Below are 19510 nucleotides of genomic sequence, written 5' to 3'. Positions count from 1 at the left end.
CTGCCGTGATTCGACACCCTTGCGGCGCCTGTCGGCCATCGCTTCAGGCTCCTCCATGGACAGCCGCCCCGCCTCTGCATCGAAAACGTCTCACCACATCGAGCCCTGAGCAGGCTCAATCACCATAGGCACGGCTCCACCGACCGGCACCCTCCATCACTCGACACCCGGCAAGACCAGCAGGAGGCTGCGTTGACTGATCCACTGCGCACCCCGCCCTTCACCCATGTCGAACGCACCGGACCAGCTTGCCTACGCCGGACGGTCACCGTCCAGCCGGGCATGTGCGGTCCCACGCACCTGTTTGCCGCACGGGTCGGCGACTGGACCTGGGAGACCGTGAGCGCGCTGAGCGGGCTGAATGTCTGTAGCGCGCGCGACGAGCTTGGAATGCCGACATATCTGTCCTACTGCTACTACCGAATCACCTCAGGTCCAGGTTTCCATCTTAAACAGCTTGACTTCGGCGACCGCCTGGACGTGCGGTCCGAGGTCTTCTTCGATACCGAACGTGGCTCGGTTCTCACTCTGCATCGGATCAGGCGCGACACCGAAGATGACGGACTGCTGCTGCCGCAGGATGAACACGGCGACGTAGCTCCCTCACATCCTGAGTCAGACTGCATCGAAGTCGAAAACCTGAATCTATGGGTTTCCCGCGCCAGCAGTCACACCAACGTGAACCTCAAACGATCATTGCCCGTTGGGTTTTCCCACAACCAACTACCCGAATTCCCTCCCAACTATTCACCTCATGACCACTATCGTCGTGCTCGTTTTCAGCAAACACTTCATGACCCGCTCAGTGCGGACTGGCCCTCCGCGTATCCAGACATGTTCGTTGATTACCCAATCAACGTCGTGCAAGACGTAAATGGAGTCGGACTCCTATACTTCGCCTCCCTCTTCTCCATTTCCGAAAATGCTCTCCTACGTCTGTGGCAAAAGCTTGGTCGGTCAGATCGTTCCTTCCACGACCGCACCATCCACGATGCACGGGTCTGCTACCTGGCCAACGCCGACATCGACGCCGTACTTCGGCTCCGCCTTCGCACCACCCACAACCCGAAGAACCCCGCCGAGGAACGAACCGAGATACGTGTGGACGATGTGACCACCAACCGTGTCATCGCTGTCGCCGCCTTCCGCCATACGGCCTGACAACCCGGCCTCGCTGTTTCATGAAGGCGGCGGGTCGACCGTGCGTCCGTGATATCGCGTTGATCCCTGCCCGTGGGTGGTCCCGGTCAGGTCATGGTGCGGGCGGCGTCCGCGATGACCGCGGCGTCCTTGGCGTCGGTCTTGGCCTCGCCCGGATACAGGTCGGCGATCCGGCGCATCGCCAGGCCCGGCAGGTAGGCGACCTTGCAGCCGGCGTCGCGGGCGACGGTCAGCGGGAGGGCACCGATGGAGGCGGGCTGGTCCACGATCACCAGGACGGTGCCGAACTTCGCGGCCAGCTTCTCGAACACGCCCGCAGCTTGGGCTCGCTGTTGGGCAGCTGCTTGTCGAAGACCTTCTTGCCGGCCGGGGTCAGCCCGTGCCCGTGGTGGGCGCTCTTGCCGACGTCCAGGCCGAGGAAGACGCCCACGTCGCCGGTGTCGAACATCGTGCTCTCAACTTCCTTGCAGTGGTGCTGGCCTGGGCATTGGTGTCGTACTCGCGCATCCACGTTATGCAGACCTGCCGCCCGAGAACGGCCGGGCGTTGCGCCAGGCCAGGCGGTAGTCGGACCTCTCATCAGCGTCTCCGGCGGCACCTCTCGGACCCGGTGACACCACCCCCCAGGTCATGCCTTCGACAGGGCGACACAGCCATGCCGGGCCCTGAGGCCAGCGGCCCTCTTGCAGGACCGCGAAGAACATAACGGGGGACGTCGGCGGGGGGTGCCGAGGGCCAGCCGGACGCGCTGCTCGGCCTGGATGACGTGGCGGGTGGTGACGCGCGAGATCTTGGTATCCCTTGAGTGCTGGGCCACCGCCCGGGTAGGCGAGATCGGCCAGCATGGGCACGCCCTCGCGCTCGAAGATGCGGATGATCCGGTGAGTGCGGGTGGCGGTCAGGTCGTGGGAGCGGCCCGGCAGGGCGGGCGAGAACCACACCGGCCGTCCGGATCGGTGACTACCTGCACGTTCACCCCGTGCCGGCGGTGCTTGTGGGAGTAGTCGGCCCGTCCGTCGTCGACCCCGGTCGCACTCGGCAAGCGTGCCGTCCAGGAGGACGAAGTCCGGATCCTGCTCGCGTAGGACCTTCAGCAGGCCCGGATCACGGTCGGCGAGGAGGTCGATGACCGCGCTCGTCTAGGCGTGGGCGGTGGACTCGCTGATCTGGAACCCGGCAGCGACCTTCGCCAGGGTGGTGTGCTCGACACTTTTGGGGCGCGGGTGACCCGGCGTGCGGTGCACTGCGCAAGCGAGCATCGTACGGCCGGGTTCCGCTTGGCGGTCACCAACGCCGATCCCAGGGCGAGTTCGGTCAAGGGTGGCGAGGACCTGGGGACGGCAGCGGGTCGAGCAGAGTCGCGTTCAACGGCCGGTGATGCCTTCCGGGCCCCGGCAAGCGTATGAGGGCGGGGACTCCTCGCGGAGTCCTTAGGGACGTGGCAGGCATGCCCTGGACTTCCCACCTTGGCCGCTTGTGTTTGCCTTCATCGCCCGCCAGCGGGATACGGGTCTGGCGCGGCCATCGTGGACTCGCAGTCGGTGAAGGCGGACGCCGCCGTCACTCTCGCTACGGGATATGACGCCCGAGATGAGATCAACGGACGCAAGCAACACCTACTCACTGACACCCTCGGAAGCCGACGGCACCGGGGCCAACTGCCCGCCGCAGCGACACTCGTCGCCCGCGAGCCGTCCTGGACGGCCGGTGACGAGTTTCCGCGCACTGTTTCCCTCTTTCCGGCTCCGCCCGGTTCAGGAGGAGCACCGCCTTCGGTGGCGGTGGCGAATATCGAGGGATCCGGGGCGGTGGAAGCGGGGCATACCACGCAACCTTGTGCACTTATGAAATCCGGGCCCGGCCTGGTTCGGCCAGAACGGCGTGGAGTGGCGCATGACATACCCCCGTATCCTCGACGGTCGCCTGTGCACCGGCCCGCTGTCAACTCCCCGGTCCCGCCCGGATTCCCTGGCCGACGATTCCGCATCCGCACAGATTTTCAACGCATTCACGCACTTGCGCCGACTTGGCCTTCCGGGACGGGCGTCCGAACTGCTGTCGTGGTGGGGCGGTTCGTGTGGCGAGCATCGTTCGAGGGCCTCGCCCGTACCCATAATCCACGCGGAGGCGTCCTTTCTGATGAGCGTTCGGATTCTTACGGAAGAAGGACAGCGGTTCCGCCGGCTGTCACAGAGTGAGCTGACCATAGCCGAACCCCGGCACCGCACCCATGGAGATTTCACCGGCAAGCAGCTGCGGATAGCGGGACGCACGGTCATCGACCTCAGCGGGCTCGACTATCTCGCGCTCGGCTCCGATCCGAAAGTCAAGGAGCTGATGCGGCGCAACCTCCAGCGCCACGACTGCGGCATTCCAGGCAGCGAAGCGATCATCCGTACCTGGCAGGTCGAGCGGCTGGAACAGGAACTGGCCGCCTACCATTTCGGCGTATCCGCGGCCGCGATCACCTTTACGGCCGGCTACCCGGTGAACTTCTCGCTCATGGAAGCTCTCGGGCTGCGCGGCAACAGCTTCTTCCTGCGGATGCACGCCGACGCGGTGGGTGACTGGCCCACGGCCAAGGCTCCGACGCTGTTCTTCGTCGACTCCGATCTGCACTTCTCCGCCCGGCACGGCATCCGCTTCGCCACCCGGCTGCGCCCGGACCGCTGCAGCTCGCGGATCTACCCCACCGGGGACCTGGCACGCCTGGAGGAGCAACTTCAGGAGTCCCAGCGGGAAGTTCCCGGGCCCGCTGTGCGGATCATCCTCACCGACACCGTGGACTCCGCGACCGGCCATGAGACGGACATGGCTCCACTGTGCGCCCTGGCCGAGCGATACGACTGCCTGGTGTACGCGGACGAGGCCCACGCGGTCGGTGTCATCGGACCCCAAGGACGCGGCGTCACCGCGAAAGTGGAGAACTTCGACCGCTACCGCAACCGGCTCATCCTCATGGGCACCCTCACCAAGGCCTTCTGCCAGCCCGGCGGATACGTGGTACTCAACGACCCCGACCTCGCCGCGCTGCTGAAATTGTGCAGCCCCCAGCACGTCTTCTCCGCGCCCGTCCCCCCTTGGATCGCCGACACCGCCCGGCAGATGATCCCCCTGGTAGCCGGCCCACACGGTGACCGGCGCCGCCGACGGCTGGAACACGTCTCCCTGACCCTGCGGGAGATGCTCCTCGACGACGGCTTCGACCTTGTCGGCAACTCCGCGTCCCCCATCATCGCCCTGCCCCTGCGACGACCCGAACTGGGCGAGAAGGTACTCCACCTGCTGTGCGACCTCGGCTTCGTCGCATCGGTCTTCCAAGGCCCGCTGCGCGCACGCGGCCAAGAGGTCCTGCGCCTGGCCATGCGCGCGGACCTGACCGACGGCGACCTCGAAGCCCTGGGCGAAGCGCTGAACTGCTGTCGCGAGAAGTTGCACTTCACCTGACCAGCACCAAGCCCCGGTCAGTCACACCCGACCACTCACACCGCCCCCAGCAGGAGATGAACCATGGCGCACACCGCTCCGCGCGGGCCCGTCGACGCCTCCCACAGCCCCCACTTCGTCGGCCCCGCGACGTTCTCCCGCCTGCCCCGCGCCGACCAGCTCGACGATCCCGCCGACATCGCCGTGCTCGGCATCCCCTTCGACAGCGGCGTCACCTACCGCCCCGGCGCCCGCTTCGGACCCGGCGCCATCCGGGAGGCCTCCCGCCCCCTGCGTCCCTACAACCCCGCCCAGGAGACCGCCCCCTACGACCTCGTCCAGGTCGCCGACGCCGGAGACCTGGCCGTCAATCCCTTTCGCGTCGAGGAAGCCATCGAGGCCATCGAGGCGGGCGCGGACGAACTCCTCGCCCACGGCACCAGGCTGATGACCCTGGGGGGCGACCACACCATCACCCTGCCCCTGTTGCGCTCGGCCGCCAAACGCCACGGGCCCGTCGCCCTGCTCCACTTCGACGCGCACCTCGACACCTGGGACACCTACTTCGACGCCCCTTACACCCACGGAACCCCGTTCCGCCGGGCGGTCGAGGAGGGCCTCCTCGACACCGAGGCGCTCTGCCACATCGGGATCCGCGGCCCCCTCTTCGGCCGCGGCGACCTGACCGACGACGCGAAAATGGGCTTCGGGATCACCACGGCCGCCGACGTCATGCGCCGCGGAGTCGACGAAGTCAGCCACCAGCTGCGCGAACGCATCGGCGACCGTCCCCTGTACATCTCCGCCGACATCGATGTCCTCGACCCGGCCCACGCCCCCGGCACAGGCACGCCCGAGGCCGGCGGCCTGACCTCGCGCGAGCTCCTGGAAATCCTGCGTGGCCTCGCCGGCTGCCGCATCGTCTCCGCCGACCTGGTCGAGGTCGCCCCCGCCTACGACCACGCCGAGATGACCGCCGTCGCCGCCGCCCACGTCTCCTACGACCTCATCACCCTCATGGCACGCCGGACAGAGGCGTGAACCAGCTCTGACCACTGCCCCACGGGTGCGGCGCGTCCACCCGCCCCATCACCGGTCCGACCTGCGTCGGGGCGGTGCACGGGCCGTACCCGTCGGCTGTCACCCCAACACAGGGCAGAACGTGCCGGGCCCGTTCCGGCGGGCCCGTCTGCCCGGACCACATCCAAAGGAGCCGCCACCCATGACCCTTCACACTAATCAGGTTCAGTCGTGGAACGCCACCCGGACCGAATACCCCAGGGGCGCGACCGTTCCGGACCTGTTCGAGGAGCAGGTCCGGCGCAGCCCCCAGTCCGTCGCGATCTCCCCGGAGAACGGCGCGGACATCACCTACGCGGAACTCTCGAAGCGCGTGGAGCGCGTCGCCGGTGCCCTGGCCGGGCAGGGAGTCGGCATGGGCGACATCGTCGCCGTGGCGCTCGAAAGGTCCGTGGAAGGCTACGTCGCGATTCTGGGCATCCTCCGGCTCGGAGCGGTGTACCTTCCGGTCGACCTCGCCTTCCCGCCGGGCCGGATCGAGGGCATCCTCGCCGACGCCGACTGCCGCTGGGCGGTGACCTCCCAGCGGTACGCCCACCTGCTGCCCTCCAAGGTGACCGCGGTCGACATCGGCCGGCTGCCCCAGGCAGTGGCACCACCGGTACCGGGAGAGCTCTCCGCCGAGAGCCCGGCCTACGTGCTCTACACGTCCGGATCCACAGGTGAGCCGAAGGGCGTCATCATCGCGCACCGCGGCATCGTCCGGCTGGTACGGAACACCGATCTGATCGGTTTCACCGCGGACGACGTGGTCTGCGGCACCGTGAACCTGACCTTCGACCTCTCGGTCCTGGACCTGTTCGGCCCCCTGCTCAACGGGGCCCGGCTGTTCGTGCCGGCCAAGGAGACCTTACTGTCGGCCGCGGCCCTGGACCGCGTGCTGGCCCAGCACCGGGTGACGGTGATGTGGCTGGGCGCGGCACTCTTCCACCAGATGGCGGCGCAGCGGCCCGAGATGTTCCGCAACCTGCGCTGTCTCATCGCCGGAGGGGACGCGCTCAACCCCGGTGCGGTGCGCGCCATCCTGGACAAAGGCCGGCCGGGTCAGCTGATCGACGGGTACGGACCCACCGAGAACACCTCCCTGTCCACCGCGCACATCGTCGAGGACCTCCCGCCGGAGGCGGAGTCGGTGCCCATCGGACGGCCGATCTCCAACTCCACCGCGTACGTGGTCCGGACTGACGGCACCCTGGCCGACGTCGGTGAGGAGGGAGAGCTGTGGGTCGGCGGGGACGGTGTGGCGCTCGGATACCTCAACGAGCCAGGACTGACCGCCGAGCGGTTCGTTCCCGACCGGTTCTCCCCGGACGGGCACGGCCTTCTCTACCGCACCGGTGACATGGGCCGATGGCGGGCCGACGGAGTCATCGAGTTCCTCGGCCGCCGTGACCGGCAGATGAAACTCGGCGGATTCCGGGTCGAGCTGCGCGAGATCGAGATCGTGCTGGCCGCACATCCCCAGGTGAAGGAAGCGGTCGTCGAGGTCAGGGAGACCGCGGGAGAGAACAAGAGACTGCTCGGCTGGGTGGTGGCCGGCGACGACGCGGAGCGGCGGACCCTGCCCATGCTGCTGCGCCAGTACCTGCGGGACCGGCTTCCCGTCTTCATGGTGCCGCACGAGATCAAGACCGTTGACGCGATGCCCATCAACGCCAGCGGGAAAGTGGACCGGGCCACGCTGCTCTCCGACGACAGTCAGACGGACATCCCCCTGGCCGAGAACGAACGGCCCCAGGACGGAACCGAGAGGGCCGTGGCCGAGGTGTGGCAACTCGTCCTCGGCATCACCGCGGTGCGCCGCACCGACGACTTCTTCGGCCTGGGAGGCACCTCGCTGCAGGCCGCGCAGGTCGCCGCGGCGATCAGCCACCGCGTCGCACTGGACGCGCGGCACGGCAGGTACCTGATCCGTACCCTGCTCGACAACGCCACCGTCGTCTCCTTCACCGAGCGGATCGACTCCCTACTGGCAGGCTCGACCGATCCCGTCGCGGAACCGGCCGTCGACTTCGCCCGCGAAGCACAGCTGCCAGGCACCCTGCGCTTCGACGCACCGCTGGTGGCGGACGTGTGCGACCCGCATCGCGTACTGCTCACCGGCGCCACCGGCTTCCAGGGCGGCTTCCTGCTGGACCAGCTGGTCAAGTCCGGGGTCCGCGAGGTGTGGTGCCTGGTCCGCGCGTCCGACGCCGACGCGGCCCGGCGCCGGCTCGCCGGCCGGATGCGGCGCTACGGACTCGACTACGACGCGGTCAAGGACCACGTCATCCCGGTTCCCGGCGACATCTCCCGCCCCCGCCTGGGCCTCAGCGACGAAGCCTTCGACGACATCGCGAGGTCGGTGGACGCGATCGTGCACTCGGGGTCGCTGATCAACTTCGCCTATCCGTACAGCTCCATGAAGCGCACCAACGTCGACGGCGTCCTCACGCTCCTCGACCTCGCCACCACGCACCGCCGCAAGCCGTTCCACCATGTCTCCACCATCATCACGCTGGTCGGATTCGGCACCGCCGACGTCCGCTACGTGATGGAGGACCAGCCCCTGGCCCACGCCGAACGGATCTCACTGGGCTACGCGGAGAGCAAATGGGTCGCCGAGCGCCTGGTGAGCGAGGCCGCCGCACGCGGCCTGCCGGTCTCCATCTACCGGCCGTACGAGATCAGCGGCACCCGGGACCGCGGCATCTGGAACACCGACACCCTCATGTGCGCGTGGTTCCGCACCATCGCGGAGACCGGACTGGCACCGGATGTCGAACTGCCGCTGGACTTCGTCCCCGTCGACTACACCGCCGAGGCCATCGTCCACATCCTGCACACCCAGCGGCCCGACGGGCGGGTGTACAACCTGACTAACCCCCACGACGGACGGCTGTCCCTGCTCGTGGACCGGCTTCGCCACATGGGCTACCGGGTCAAGAAGATCCCCTACGGGGAATGGGTCGACATGGTCACCGAACTCACCCGCGAAGACCCGCATCACCCCATGACCGCCTTCATGCCCATGTTCAACGAGGGCGCGGCAGACACCGCCATCACCGTCAAGGAGATGTACTTCGCGGAGATCTTCCCCCAGTTCTCCCGGACCAATCTTGAGCGCGCCACCCAGGGCGCCGGCCTGGACCTGCCGTCGGTGGACGCCACCCTCATCGACCTGTACCTGCGGTACTTCGTCGAATCCGGCTTCCTGACGCCGCCCCCCTCCTCACCGGACCGGGCCGCGCTCATCCCCGCACCCCAGGAGGACCACGCCGTGCAAGACCCAGCCGAGCACATCCGCCACGCCATCCAGCAACTCCAGCCCGACATGGCCGCGCACGTACGCGACAACGCGCTCTACAAGGAGGCGATGGCAGGCACCCTCGGCATCGGGCACCTGCGCCGTCTGATCGCCGCGGAACTCCACGCCCAGCCCTCGGAAATCGCCGCCTTCACCCACCTGGCACAACGCAGCCGGAACGACACCGCCCGACAGCTGTTCAGCGGCGTGGCCGAGGCGATCACCGCCGCCCGGTCCTCCCTGCACGCCGCGGCCGCCGCACTCGACATCCCCGCGGAAGGCCCCGACCGCCCCTGCCCGCCCGAAGGAGCGGAAACCTTCGCGGAGTTCATCTCGTGGCTGGGCCTGCAGGCCCCGATCGGCGCGGCTGCAGCGGCCCTGCGCACCGATCTCATGCTGTGGTGCGCGGTCTGCGCGGAACTCGACACCGCACTTAGCCGCGGCAACACCCCGGTACCCGAACCTGTCCGTGCCTACGTCGCGGCCTACCGGCAGGCCCCGCCCCAGATCATCCAGGCCTGCACCGAGGTGATCACCATCGCCGTCGACGACGGCGAGGACCTCACCACCATCGCCCACACCGCGCACCGAATCGACCCCGTACTCCAGTCCTACTGGCGCTCGCTGAGCCCGACCGCCCAGTCCTGACCACACCGGAGGCACACCCATGCGCATCGCCGTCATCGGGGCAGGGATCGCCGGACTCACCGCGGCCTGGCTCCTGGAAGAAGAGCACGACGTCACCGTCTACGAGGCCACGGGCCGACCGGGCGGCAACATCCGCACCGTAGGCGTTCCCACCGGCCAAGGGACGACCATCCCCATCGACCTCGGCGCCCAGATGCTCTCCCCCACCGCCTACCCCCACCACACCGCCCTGCGCCGGGCACTGGACATCACCGACGCCGACACCACAGAGGTCTCCCTGACCACCACGCTCCTGCACACCGGCCGGGACAAACCGGTACTCGTCACCCCCCACGCCCCCACCGACACCAAGACCGACCGCACGCCGGTCACCGGACCGGCCTGGGACACGCTCGGCGCCTTCCTGGCCGCGGCCTCCCAACTGGAGAGCGAGGACGGCCCGCACACCACCACCGTGGCCGATCTCGCCGCCTCCCTCTCGCTGCCCGAACCGCTCCTGAAGGACACCGTGCTGGCCTGGTGCGCGTCCTTCGTCGACTGCACCCTGGACCAGGCCGCCCGCATGCCCGCCCGCGCCGCCGCTGCCTGGGCCACCCGCACCCCGCCCGAACAGGCCGGCACCGCACCGACATGGCACGTCCTCACAGACGGCCTCACCACCGTCATTCACCGTCTCGCGCGGGCTCTGCAGGGCCGGATCCTGTACAACACCGCCATCCGGCACATCAGCCTCACTACGGGACAACCCGCCGTGCACGGCGCCGACGGAACCACGACACCCTATGACGCGGTGGTCCTGGCCCTGCCGGCCCCCCAGGCCGCCCGCCTGCTGCACGGCTGCCCGGAACTGGGCGAACCGGCCGCCGCCCTGGCGGACTTCACCTACGTTCCCACCACGGTCGCCCTCCACCACGACCCCGTGCACATGCCTTGCGACCGCACACACTGGTCCGCCGTCTGCACTACCAGTGACGGACACTGGGCCGAAATGACCGCCTGGCTCGGCGCCGTGGGCAGCACCGACATCTTCAAGAGCTGGATCACCCACCGCACTCCACCCAGAGACATCATCGCCAGCGCACACTTCAGCCAGCTCCTCCCCACGGTCCCCGGCCACCACGCCGCACGCACCCTTCGAACCCGACAGGGCCGACACGGCGTCTACTACACCGGCAGTTACATGCACGACGCCGACAGCCAAGAAGGCGCCGTCCAGTCGGCCCTCGACGCCGTCACGGCGCTGGGCGCTTCCGGCACCCGCCGCGCCGCCCTCGGGCAGTAATCAGGCGGCGACGCCAGCCGCCGCCCGGACGACCTCGCCCACCTCGTGCTTTTCCAGCGGGCGGCAGGAGATCCGTGTCACCGTGTGACGCCACTTGCGCGGCGCGTCCAATCCGCCCGCGGCATGTCACCGATCACGGCGGGCACGGATCCATCGCGGCCGCCGCGGCGGCGGCCTCTTCCCGTGCCCCGCCAAGGGGAGTTCACCGAACAGCGAGTCCGGCGGCGCCCATAGCTCCTATGGGTGACCGCCGAACTCTCCCTGAAGAACCGCGGATGAATGAGAAGGGGGCCGGTTCCGTCAGCCGGAACGCTCCCGCACACGCTCGGCGAGAATCCGCTGCCTCAAGAAAGCCGAGACCGAATCTCCGCACTGTCTCTGCTCCTTGTCGTCTTCCGCGACTTCCGTCGATGGTTTTTCGCTCCCCCACGCAGCGGAAAGGACAGGGAGCTCCAAAGCTAAAGGATCATCCATGCCAGAATTGTGGATATACATCAGGTGGTCGAATTAACGACTCGCCCGATGACTCACTCGCTGGGAGTAATGCGCATGCGACCCTGACGTGAGTACGGCTTCTCCCGGCATCCATGGACTGCGCGACACTCCCGCCAAGGCCACCGACGATGGTCCAGTCAGCGACCCCCCGCCTCCGCCAGGAGCAGTTCAGCAGGCCATCCATACGATCCAGACCCGGATCAAGAAGACCGACACCGATGGCGAACGAACAAACAATGCCAGAGGAATATGCGAAAACTGCGCGCTTGCTCTTGAGGGATTCGCGTGACGTGCAGGACCGGGCCTGCGACTACCGGTCCACTCCGCGTGCACCCGGCAACTCCGTTGCCGACTGTGGCGCACTCTCGCCCTGTTCATAGACGGCGCACAAGGGGACAATCGCGTATCTGTTATCGGGATGGGCAGTACTCGGCGGGGGATGTGCGCCGATCGGGTTGTGCGACCGGCGGGACGGATGGGGCCGCACGTGTTACGCCACAGCGAGAACGAAAGTCCCAACGCCCTCCTTACGGAAGCAGAGTAGACCGAGGGAGATCTGTTCACACGCAGTCAACGGCCTGGGGGACGCCCAGTCGATGACACTCCGCTACGATCGGACGTCGGCGTCTCACTGGTGCACGAGCACGAGGCCACCAAGGGATGTCGCTGAACTGGTCGTCCCCCCACCCAGCCCGCCTGACCGGCGCATGCCACAACCAAGCACCACTTCGACGAGCAGCGCCGTCCTGCCTGCGACCCGAGAACCGGAGCCCGCTGCCGAGGGGTCTACTGGATACTCCAGCGGTGCGGGTGGCTGGGCTCTGTGGACAGTTCATGGGGTGCAGGTCGGTAGCATGCCAGGAGGCGAAACCGCCGACGCGCCAGCCCGGGGGGATGGATAGGTCGTACTGGTAGCCCACCCACCTTGTGCCATCTCGGTCCGTCGACTGCTCGGCCTCCTCAAACTCCTCTTCCCAGGCGTCGATCCGGGCCCAGAGGTCCTCCGGGAGGCCGGCGAACGGGTGGCTGGCCCCCTGTTCCGGATGCAGGACGCATGGCTCGGGGACATGCCCCTCGGACCCGACGACTTGCGGTTGCGGTGGCGCAGTCATCATCTCGGCGACGTGACGCAACCGGCGCCAGCGCAGGTCGAGCAGCATGCCGCAACCGGCCGGGCCGTGCACGTCAGAGGGGTACCAGAACACCTGGAGAAGTTGCGCGATGCTGAGATGTCCGGTGCCCAGGGGCTGGTGGCTGCGGCGGACAAAGGCAATGAGATTCAATAAGAGTGCGGAGCGCTCGGCGCCGGCCGTGGTCGATGCCCCGGCAACCATCACAGAGCGCCGTCGGCTTCGGAGCGGCAGCCCGAGCTCGCCGAGGAGTGCTCTCCCGGGCGCACGCTCTCACTAATTCACAAACTTGCCATAAGTACACGCGGCCAGTGCTGCATGAAGGGTTACCGCAGGGGGCCGTGCGCTGGTTCATTGACCCAGGCGGGTGAGTCGCCGAGCAGGCGGCGGGCAAGTGCGAGCCACGTGCGCGGACGGATCCAGCTGGTGAACAGCCGAGTTCAGGCCCTCCCCTCCTTGGCCGTGGCGTGCTGCAAGGGAGGCTCTACTCATGGCATATGACGTCGATCTCCTGTTCAAGGAGACAACTCCGGCGACGAAAGCCCACGTACGTACCAACCCCCTGGTGGAGGCGCTCGTCGCGGGTGAGGCGGGGGCGGAGGAGATCGCGCGAGTGGCGTTGGGCGAGTTTCACGCGCATGCAGCCGAAGTGGCGGCCTTCGCGACGCTGGCCGCGCGCTCGCCTCACCAACCCGTAGCGGGTTATTTCCTTGATCTGGCCCGCTTGGTGCTGGATTGTGAGGGACCTTTGCTCGCCTGCGGGGCGGCGCTCGGTCTCAGTGAGCAGGCGCTGCGTGAGGGGCATCCGCCGGCTGGGATGCGCGTGTTCGGATCGTTCATGGCGTGGCTGGCGATGCGGGCGGGTCCTGCGGAGGCGGCCTGTGCGATCCGTGCGGACCTGCTGCTGTGGTGTGGGGTGTGCGAGGCCCTGGCCGAGCCGATGCGGCGACTGGAGCCCAGGTTGCCGGGGCCTGTTGTGGAGTACTTCGACCTGTTCGGTACGCCCCCGGAGCGGTTCGTCGCGGAGGCACGGGAGGTGGCTGCCTACGGGCTGGCCCGCGGTGAAGAGCCAGCCGTGATCGGGCAGGCGGTCGCCCAGGTCGAACCTGTGCTGGCCGGGTTCTGGGCCGCATCCCTGAAGCCGGCTGCCCCCGCGGCGCGCTAAAGCCGCGCTGCACCTCCTTCGAGTCCGCGAGAGGAAGCTCCTCATGGCAAGCGCACTGGACAACTTCGGCCTGCCCGAAAACGGCCACCACACCCGGGTCCGTCAGTGGAACGACACGACTACCGCCTACCCTCGCAACGCGAATGTCCCAGGCCTGTTTGCCGAGCAGGCTGCGGCCCGCCCGGAAGCGGTCGCCGTCTGCCAGGGCGCAGAGCGGGCGACCTACCGGGAACTGCACGAGCGGGTATGTGAGTTGGCCGACCATCTGATCACCCTCGGAGTGAAGCGCGGCGACGTGGTCGGAGTGCTGCTGGAACGATCCATCGCCTGCGTGACAGCGGCGCTCGCCGTGATGCAGGCCGGCGCAGCCTATCTGCCGCTGGATCCGCACTACCCCCAGCATCACGTGCTGCAGCTACTCAAAGACGCGAGCGTTACTGTCGTGGTCACCAGCAGCAATCACCGGGCGCTGGTGAACGGGCACGCTCAAGCGGTGGATGTTCATGCCCGGATATCGCGCACCGGGGTTTCGGACCGGGTTGTTGTCGGCCCTGAAGATCCCGCCTACGTGATCTTCACGTCGGGCTCCACCGGCGTGCCCAAGGGAGTGGTGGTGCCCCACCGCGGCCCCATCCGGCTGGTGTGCCAGGGCGATGAGAGGCTGCGGCTGTCGGCCCAGGACGTGCTGCTAGCCACGACCAGCCCGACCTTCGACGTGTCGTGCTTCGAGTACTTCGGGGCGCTGCTGAACGGTGCCCGGCTGGTACTGGCACAGGTGGACACCCTGCTGGCCGCCGACGCATTGGAGGAAGTGCTGCGCACCGAACAGGTGTCGGTGATGTGGCTCAGCGCGGGGCTGTTCCACCAGATGGCCAAGGTCTGCCCTCAGATGTTCGCCTCGCTGCGATGCCTGATCGCGGGCGGGGACGCGCTCTCGGCCGAGGCGGTGCGCCGCATCCTGGCCCACGGCCGTCCCGGGGCGTTTCTCAACGGTTACGGTCCGACGGAGAACTCGTCTCTGTCGACCGTACATGCGATCACCGACCTGGCGGACGCCGAGACGGTGCCGATCGGCACACCGGTGGCCAACTCCACCGCGTATGTGGTGCGCGAGGACGGCACCGTGGCCGACGTGGGCGAGGTGGGAGAGCTGTGGGTTGGCGGTGACGGGGTGGCGCTCGGCTACCTCGGGGACGAGGAACTGACCGCAGCCCGGTTCGTGCCCGACCGTCTCGGCCCCCAAAGCGCTGGTGGTGGGGGCCGATTGTACAAGACCGGAGATCTGGCCCGGTGGGGGGACGATGGTGTATTGGAGTTCCTCGGGCGAAGAGACCGCCAGGTCAAGGTCCGCGGCTACCGCATCGAACTCGATGAGATCGAGGTCCATCTCAGCGCCCATGACCAAGTTCGCGAGGCTGCGGTCATCGCACCGCGGGGCGGCGACAACGACCGGCTCCTGGCCTGGGTGAGCCCGCAGTCCGGCACCGGTGCCGCCCAACTGCCCTGGAAGCTACGGGAGTTTTTGCGGGACAGGCTGCCGGTATTCATGGTGCCCAGCCCGATCCTGGTGCGTGACCGGATGCCTCTGACACGGTCGGGCAAGATCGACCGTGACCGACTGACCCGCGACGCCGAACAGCTCCCCACCAGCCTCACCAATCCCGCCGTATCCGGCCAGGCCCCCGCGACCGAGACGGAACGGGCCGTCGCCGACCTGTGGGGCGACATCCTGGGCCTGCGCGAACACATCGACCGCGACACCGACTTCTTCGAACTCGGGGGCCACTCCCTGCAGGCCACCCGGCTGGCCGCCCTGTGCCGGTCCCGCTTCGACCTGGCCCCGCACCACAGCCGCTACCTGATCCGGACCCTGCTCAGCAGTCCCACTGTGCGGACCTTCGCCGCCCGTATCCAGGAGATGCTGAGCGCCGCCGACCGCGATACCGCTGAGCAGCCGGTGGACTTCGAGGCAGCCTCCCGCCTCGAGCCCGGCCTGTCCTTCCCCACCGCACCCGCGCAGCCCCCTGAGAGGCGGCGGGTAGTCCTCAGCGGTGCCACCGGATTCCTGGGCACCTACCTGCTCGATTCCCTCGTCCGCGACAACGTCGCCACGCACGTGCACTGCCTCGTGCGCGCCGACAGCGAACGCGAAGGCCAACAACGGCTGGCGGCCCGCATGCGCCGGTACGGACTCGACTTCAACCAGGTCCGCGAGCGCGTCACTGTCGTGCCCGCCGATCTGGCCGTCCCACGCTTCGGCCTGAGCCGATCCACGTTCACCGCGCTCGGCGAAGCCACCGACACGCTGCTGCACGCCGGATCTCGCGTCAACTTCGCCTACCCCTATGCGGCGCTGGAAGCCATCAACGTGGGCGGCACCCGCACCATGCTCGACCTGGCCCGCACCGGTGAGCCCAAGACCTTCCACTACGTCTCCAGCATCGCCGTCATCGCCGGCTTCGGAATCGCCGGCGTACGCGACGTCGACGAGGACACCCCGCTGCGCTTTGGCGACCGCATCTCGCTGGGCTACCCAGAAACCAAATGGGTCGCCGAACGGCTGGTCACCCAAGCAGCCCAGCAAGGACTCGCCGTCGCTATCCACCGCCCGTACGAGATCACCGGAACGATCCGGGGCGGCATCTGGAACACCGACACCATGATGTGCGCCCTGTTCCGCAGCATCGCCGAGACCGGCCTGGCCCCCGACATCCCGCTCCCGCTGGACTTCGTCCCCGTCGACTACACCGCCCAGGCCATCACACACATCCTCGCCCACCGGCCCGCTCAAGGGCTGGTGCACCACATCACCAACGCCCACGACGCCCGCCTGTCCCTCCTGGTCGAACGGCTCCAGGCCCGCGGCTACGCCGTGAACACCGTGCCCTACGACGAATGGGTCACCTACATGGCCGACCTGACCGCCCACGACCCCAGCCAGCCCATGGCACCGTTCATGCCCATGTTCATCGAACCGGCCCGCCAAGCCAGCATCTCGGTCAAGGAGATGTACTTCGCCGGTACCTTCCCCCGCTTCAGCCGCGACAACTTCGAAGCAGGCATCGCCGACTCCGGCCTGTCCTGCCCACCGGTCGACGCTGACATGCTCGACACCTACCTCGACTACTTCGTCGGCTCCGGCTTCCTCGCGCCCCCCGCTCCCACGAACCCTGCGCACGTGCCCGTCTGACGCACCGAAGGAGAGCAGCTCCCATGCGTATCGCGATCATCGGAGCGGGCATCGCCGGCCTGACGGCCGCCTGGCTCCTGGGCGAACACCACGACATCACCCTCTACGAGGCAACCGACCGCCCCGGCGGCAACATCCGCACCATCACCTTGAGCACCGCAGACAACGCCGCCGTCCCCGTTGACGTGGGCGCCCAGTTTCTCTCCCCGACGGCCTACCCCGATCACACCGCCCTGTGCCGGGCACTGGGCATCGACGCCGAGGAAACCCGCCCGGTGCCGCTGACCACCACTCTCCAAAGGGCCGCCGACGACGAACCCCTGCTCGTCACACCCCACGCCCCCACCGACGCCGCCAACGGCCGCAAGCCACTGACCGGCCCGGCGTGGGAGGCACTCGGCGCTTTCCTGGCCCAAGCCGCCGAACTCGAGGCCGACGACGAACCGCACACCACCACCGTCGCCGATCTGGCTGCCCCCCTCAGACTTCCCGACGACCTCTACCGTCACGCCGTCCTGAGCTGGTGCGCATCCTTCATCGGCTGCAGCCTCGACCAGGCCGCCCGGATGCCTGCACGCGCTGCGGCCGCCTGGGCCACCCGCACCCCACCCCAACAGGCCGATGCCGCGCCCGTCTGGCACACCCTCGCCCCCGGCCTGGGACACCTGGCCGAGCGCCTCGCCCGCGGCATCAGCGGCACCATCCTCTACAACACCCCGGCCCGCCGCGTCGTCCACAGCGGCAGCAGTCTCGGCGTGCAGGACGGCACAGGCCAGCAGGCCGTCTTCGACGCCGTCGTCCTCGCCCTTCCCGCCCCACATGCGGCAGGTCTCCTTGACCAGTGCCCGTCGCTGAACGATGCCGCGGCCCGGCTGGCCGAGTTCCGCTACGTACCCACGACCGTGGCCCTCCACCGCGACCCGCGGCACATGCCCACCGACCGCGCCCACTGGTCCAGCGTCTGCACCACCAGCGACGGCAACTTCGCGGAGATGACCTGCTGGCTCGGCCCTCTCCTAGGCACCGACGTCTTCAAGAGCTGGATCACTCACCGCACCCCACCCGACGACATCGTCACCATCGCCCACTTCCAGCAGCTGCTGCCCACCGTCCCCGGCCACCAGGCCGCGACCCAACTCAGCACACGCCAAGGCGACATGGGCCTCTACTACGCCGGCAGTTACCTGCACGACGCCGACAGCCAGCAAGGCGCCGTCCGCTCGGCCCTCGACGCAGTCCGCACCCTGTGCCCCACCAGCGCACGCCTCCAAACCCTCACCACAGGGTGAGGCGCTCCCTCTTGGCTTTCTGCCCGGCGGCACGCCCGCTCGGCTCCAGCTGCCGGGCACCTCTCATCGACACGGGAGAAGTCTTGCTCAAACCAGCCACCCGCCTGGCCGGCCTTTCCTACGGCCTGCGCGGTGCCCTGCCTCAACTCGCCGACGACCTCGAACAACGCGGCCGCTCCATCATCCGCCTCCACCTCGGCGACCCCGGCGCCCACCGCATCCCCGCACCCCCCGTGGTCCTGGACGCGATACAACGCTGCCTCCACGACTCCTGCAGCTACAGCCCCACCCAAGGACTGCCCGCCGCCCGCACCGCCATCGCCTCCTACTACCAGGACAGCGGCCTCGCCCTCACTCCTGCCGACATCCTTCTGGGCAACGGAGTCTCCGAACTCGTTCTCCTCGCGCTCCAGGCCCTGCTCAACCCCGGGGACGAGGTTCTCGTCCCCACACCCGGCTACCCGCTGTGGCCCGCCGCCATCCACCTCGCAGGCGGCACACCGATCCCCTACCGCTGCGACGAACAGGCCGGATGGCAACCCGACCCCGACCATCTCACCAGCCAGATCAGCCCCCGTACCGTGGCCCTCGTCGCCAACACACCGCACAACCCCACCGGCGCCATCTGGGGCGCAGCCGTGCTCCGCGTGCTCGCGAATATCGCCCGCAGACACCGCCTTGTGCTCATGTCCGACGAAATCTACGCCCACATCGTGTACGACACGAAGCACACCATCCTCGCCACACTTGCCCCCGACCTGCCCTGCGTGACCTTCAACGGATTGTCCAAAACGTGCTGCATCCCGGGATTCCGGAGCGCTTGGATGGCCGTCTCCGGACCCCGTACCACAACCCGTGCCTACACCCAGGCCGTCACCCAACTCGCATCCCTGCGCCTGTGCCCGAACGTGCCCGCCCAACACGCCATTACCCCCGCCCTCCACCACATCCACAACATCGAAACCAGCCTCACCGGTCCCGCAGGCCCGCTGCGTCAACGTCACGACGCCGCGTGGGAGGCCCTCAGCGGCATCCCCGGGCTCAGCTGCGTGCGACCGCAAGGAGCCTTCTATCTCTTTCCCCGCATTCCTTACGGGGTTGATGACCGAAGTGACCACGACAACACCGTCGCGCATGAGCTCCTGCATGATTACGGAGTCCTCATCAGCCCCGGCAGCGACTTCCACCACGGGCGAAACGATCACATCCGGCTCTGCACTCTTGCCGACCCTTTCCAGCTCAAAGAGGCGATGACGCGGATCGCCAGTTACTTCGCGGCCGTCACGTGACGCAGCCCCAGCAAAATCCTTGACGCTTCTTACGCGCAGAAACAACCTTTCACAAAACGGCTTTCGCAG

9 protein-coding genes and 2 pseudogenes are annotated in these 19510 nt (G+C 68.0%); 9 read left to right on the top strand and 2 right to left on the bottom strand.

Features of this window, described 5'->3' with window-relative positions; all coding sequences use genetic code 11:
• The first annotated feature begins 192 nt into the window (after window positions 1-192).
• On the top strand, window positions 193-1161 hold the full coding sequence (locus tag DBP14_RS34730; RefSeq protein ID WP_129311571.1) for an LnmK family bifunctional acyltransferase/decarboxylase: 969 nt from the start codon (window positions 193-195) through the stop codon (window positions 1159-1161).
• A gap of 92 nt (window positions 1162-1253) precedes the next feature.
• Here DBP14_RS34730 and DBP14_RS34725 read toward each other — a convergent pair.
• Window positions 1254-1609, bottom strand: a pseudogene (locus DBP14_RS34725) (IS110 family transposase); the annotation flags it as partial.
• A gap of 355 nt (window positions 1610-1964) precedes the next feature.
• Window positions 1965-2366, bottom strand: a pseudogene (locus tag DBP14_RS34720) (transposase family protein); the annotation flags it as partial.
• A 934-nt stretch (window positions 2367-3300) separates the two neighbouring features.
• On the opposite strand from DBP14_RS34720, the gene DBP14_RS34710 reads away from it, so the two are divergent.
• From DBP14_RS34710 to DBP14_RS34670, 8 genes are all read left to right on the top strand, one after another.
• Window positions 3301-4608, top strand: a complete 1308-nt coding sequence (locus DBP14_RS34710) for an aminotransferase class I/II-fold pyridoxal phosphate-dependent enzyme (RefSeq protein WP_164992481.1) — start codon at window positions 3301-3303, stop codon at window positions 4606-4608.
• 63 nt (window positions 4609-4671) lie between these two features.
• Window positions 4672-5628, top strand: a complete 957-nt coding sequence (gene speB / locus DBP14_RS34705; protein WP_129311569.1) for an agmatinase — start codon at window positions 4672-4674, stop codon at window positions 5626-5628.
• A 181-nt stretch (window positions 5629-5809) separates the two neighbouring features.
• On the top strand, window positions 5810-9601 hold the full coding sequence (locus DBP14_RS34700; RefSeq protein ID WP_129311568.1) for an amino acid adenylation domain-containing protein: 3792 nt from the start codon (window positions 5810-5812) through the stop codon (window positions 9599-9601).
• A 19-nt stretch (window positions 9602-9620) separates the two neighbouring features.
• Entirely contained in the window at window positions 9621-10883 is a 1263-nt protein-coding gene (locus tag DBP14_RS34695; protein WP_129311567.1) for an FAD-dependent oxidoreductase, read from the top strand.
• Window positions 10884-12998: 2115 nt separating this feature from the next.
• The gene (locus DBP14_RS34685) at window positions 12999-13673 is read left to right on the top strand and encodes a hypothetical protein (protein WP_129311566.1); all 675 of its coding nucleotides are present in this window, start codon (window positions 12999-13001) and stop codon (window positions 13671-13673) included.
• Between the two features lie 43 nt (window positions 13674-13716).
• On the top strand, window positions 13717-16863 hold the full coding sequence (locus DBP14_RS34680; protein ID WP_129311565.1) for an amino acid adenylation domain-containing protein: 3147 nt from the start codon (window positions 13717-13719) through the stop codon (window positions 16861-16863).
• A 23-nt stretch (window positions 16864-16886) separates the two neighbouring features.
• Window positions 16887-18152 (top strand): FAD-dependent oxidoreductase, encoded by a 1266-nt coding sequence (locus DBP14_RS34675; RefSeq protein ID WP_129311564.1) that lies wholly within the window; start codon window positions 16887-16889, stop codon window positions 18150-18152.
• Window positions 18153-18163: 11 nt separating this feature from the next.
• The gene (locus tag DBP14_RS34670) at window positions 18164-19441 is read left to right on the top strand and encodes an aminotransferase class I/II-fold pyridoxal phosphate-dependent enzyme (RefSeq protein ID WP_164992480.1); all 1278 of its coding nucleotides are present in this window, start codon (window positions 18164-18166) and stop codon (window positions 19439-19441) included.
• The last annotated feature ends 69 nt before the right edge of the window (window positions 19442-19510 follow it).

Source organism: Streptomyces sp. L2, assembly GCF_004124325.1.
Lineage (GTDB): Bacteria > Actinomycetota > Actinomycetes > Streptomycetales > Streptomycetaceae > Streptomyces.
This window is presented reverse-complemented; position numbering and strand designations above follow the sequence as displayed.

What these genes read in the sequence shown, in the direction of transcription:
- DBP14_RS34700 (WP_129311568.1), top strand. Translation starts at nt 5,810, where the DNA reads ATGACCCTTCACACTAATCAGGTTCAGTCGTGGAACGCCACCCGGACC.
- DBP14_RS34695 (WP_129311567.1), top strand. Translation starts at nt 9,621, where the DNA reads ATGCGCATCGCCGTCATCGGGGCAGGGATCGCCGGACTCACCGCGGCC.
- DBP14_RS34675 (WP_129311564.1), top strand. Translation starts at nt 16,887, where the DNA reads ATGCGTATCGCGATCATCGGAGCGGGCATCGCCGGCCTGACGGCCGCC.
- DBP14_RS34685 (WP_129311566.1), top strand. Translation starts at nt 12,999, where the DNA reads ATGGCATATGACGTCGATCTCCTGTTCAAGGAGACAACTCCGGCGACG.
- DBP14_RS34710 (WP_164992481.1), top strand. Translation starts at nt 3,301, where the DNA reads ATGAGCGTTCGGATTCTTACGGAAGAAGGACAGCGGTTCCGCCGGCTG.
- DBP14_RS34680 (WP_129311565.1), top strand. Translation starts at nt 13,717, where the DNA reads ATGGCAAGCGCACTGGACAACTTCGGCCTGCCCGAAAACGGCCACCAC.
- speB (WP_129311569.1), top strand. Translation starts at nt 4,672, where the DNA reads ATGGCGCACACCGCTCCGCGCGGGCCCGTCGACGCCTCCCACAGCCCC.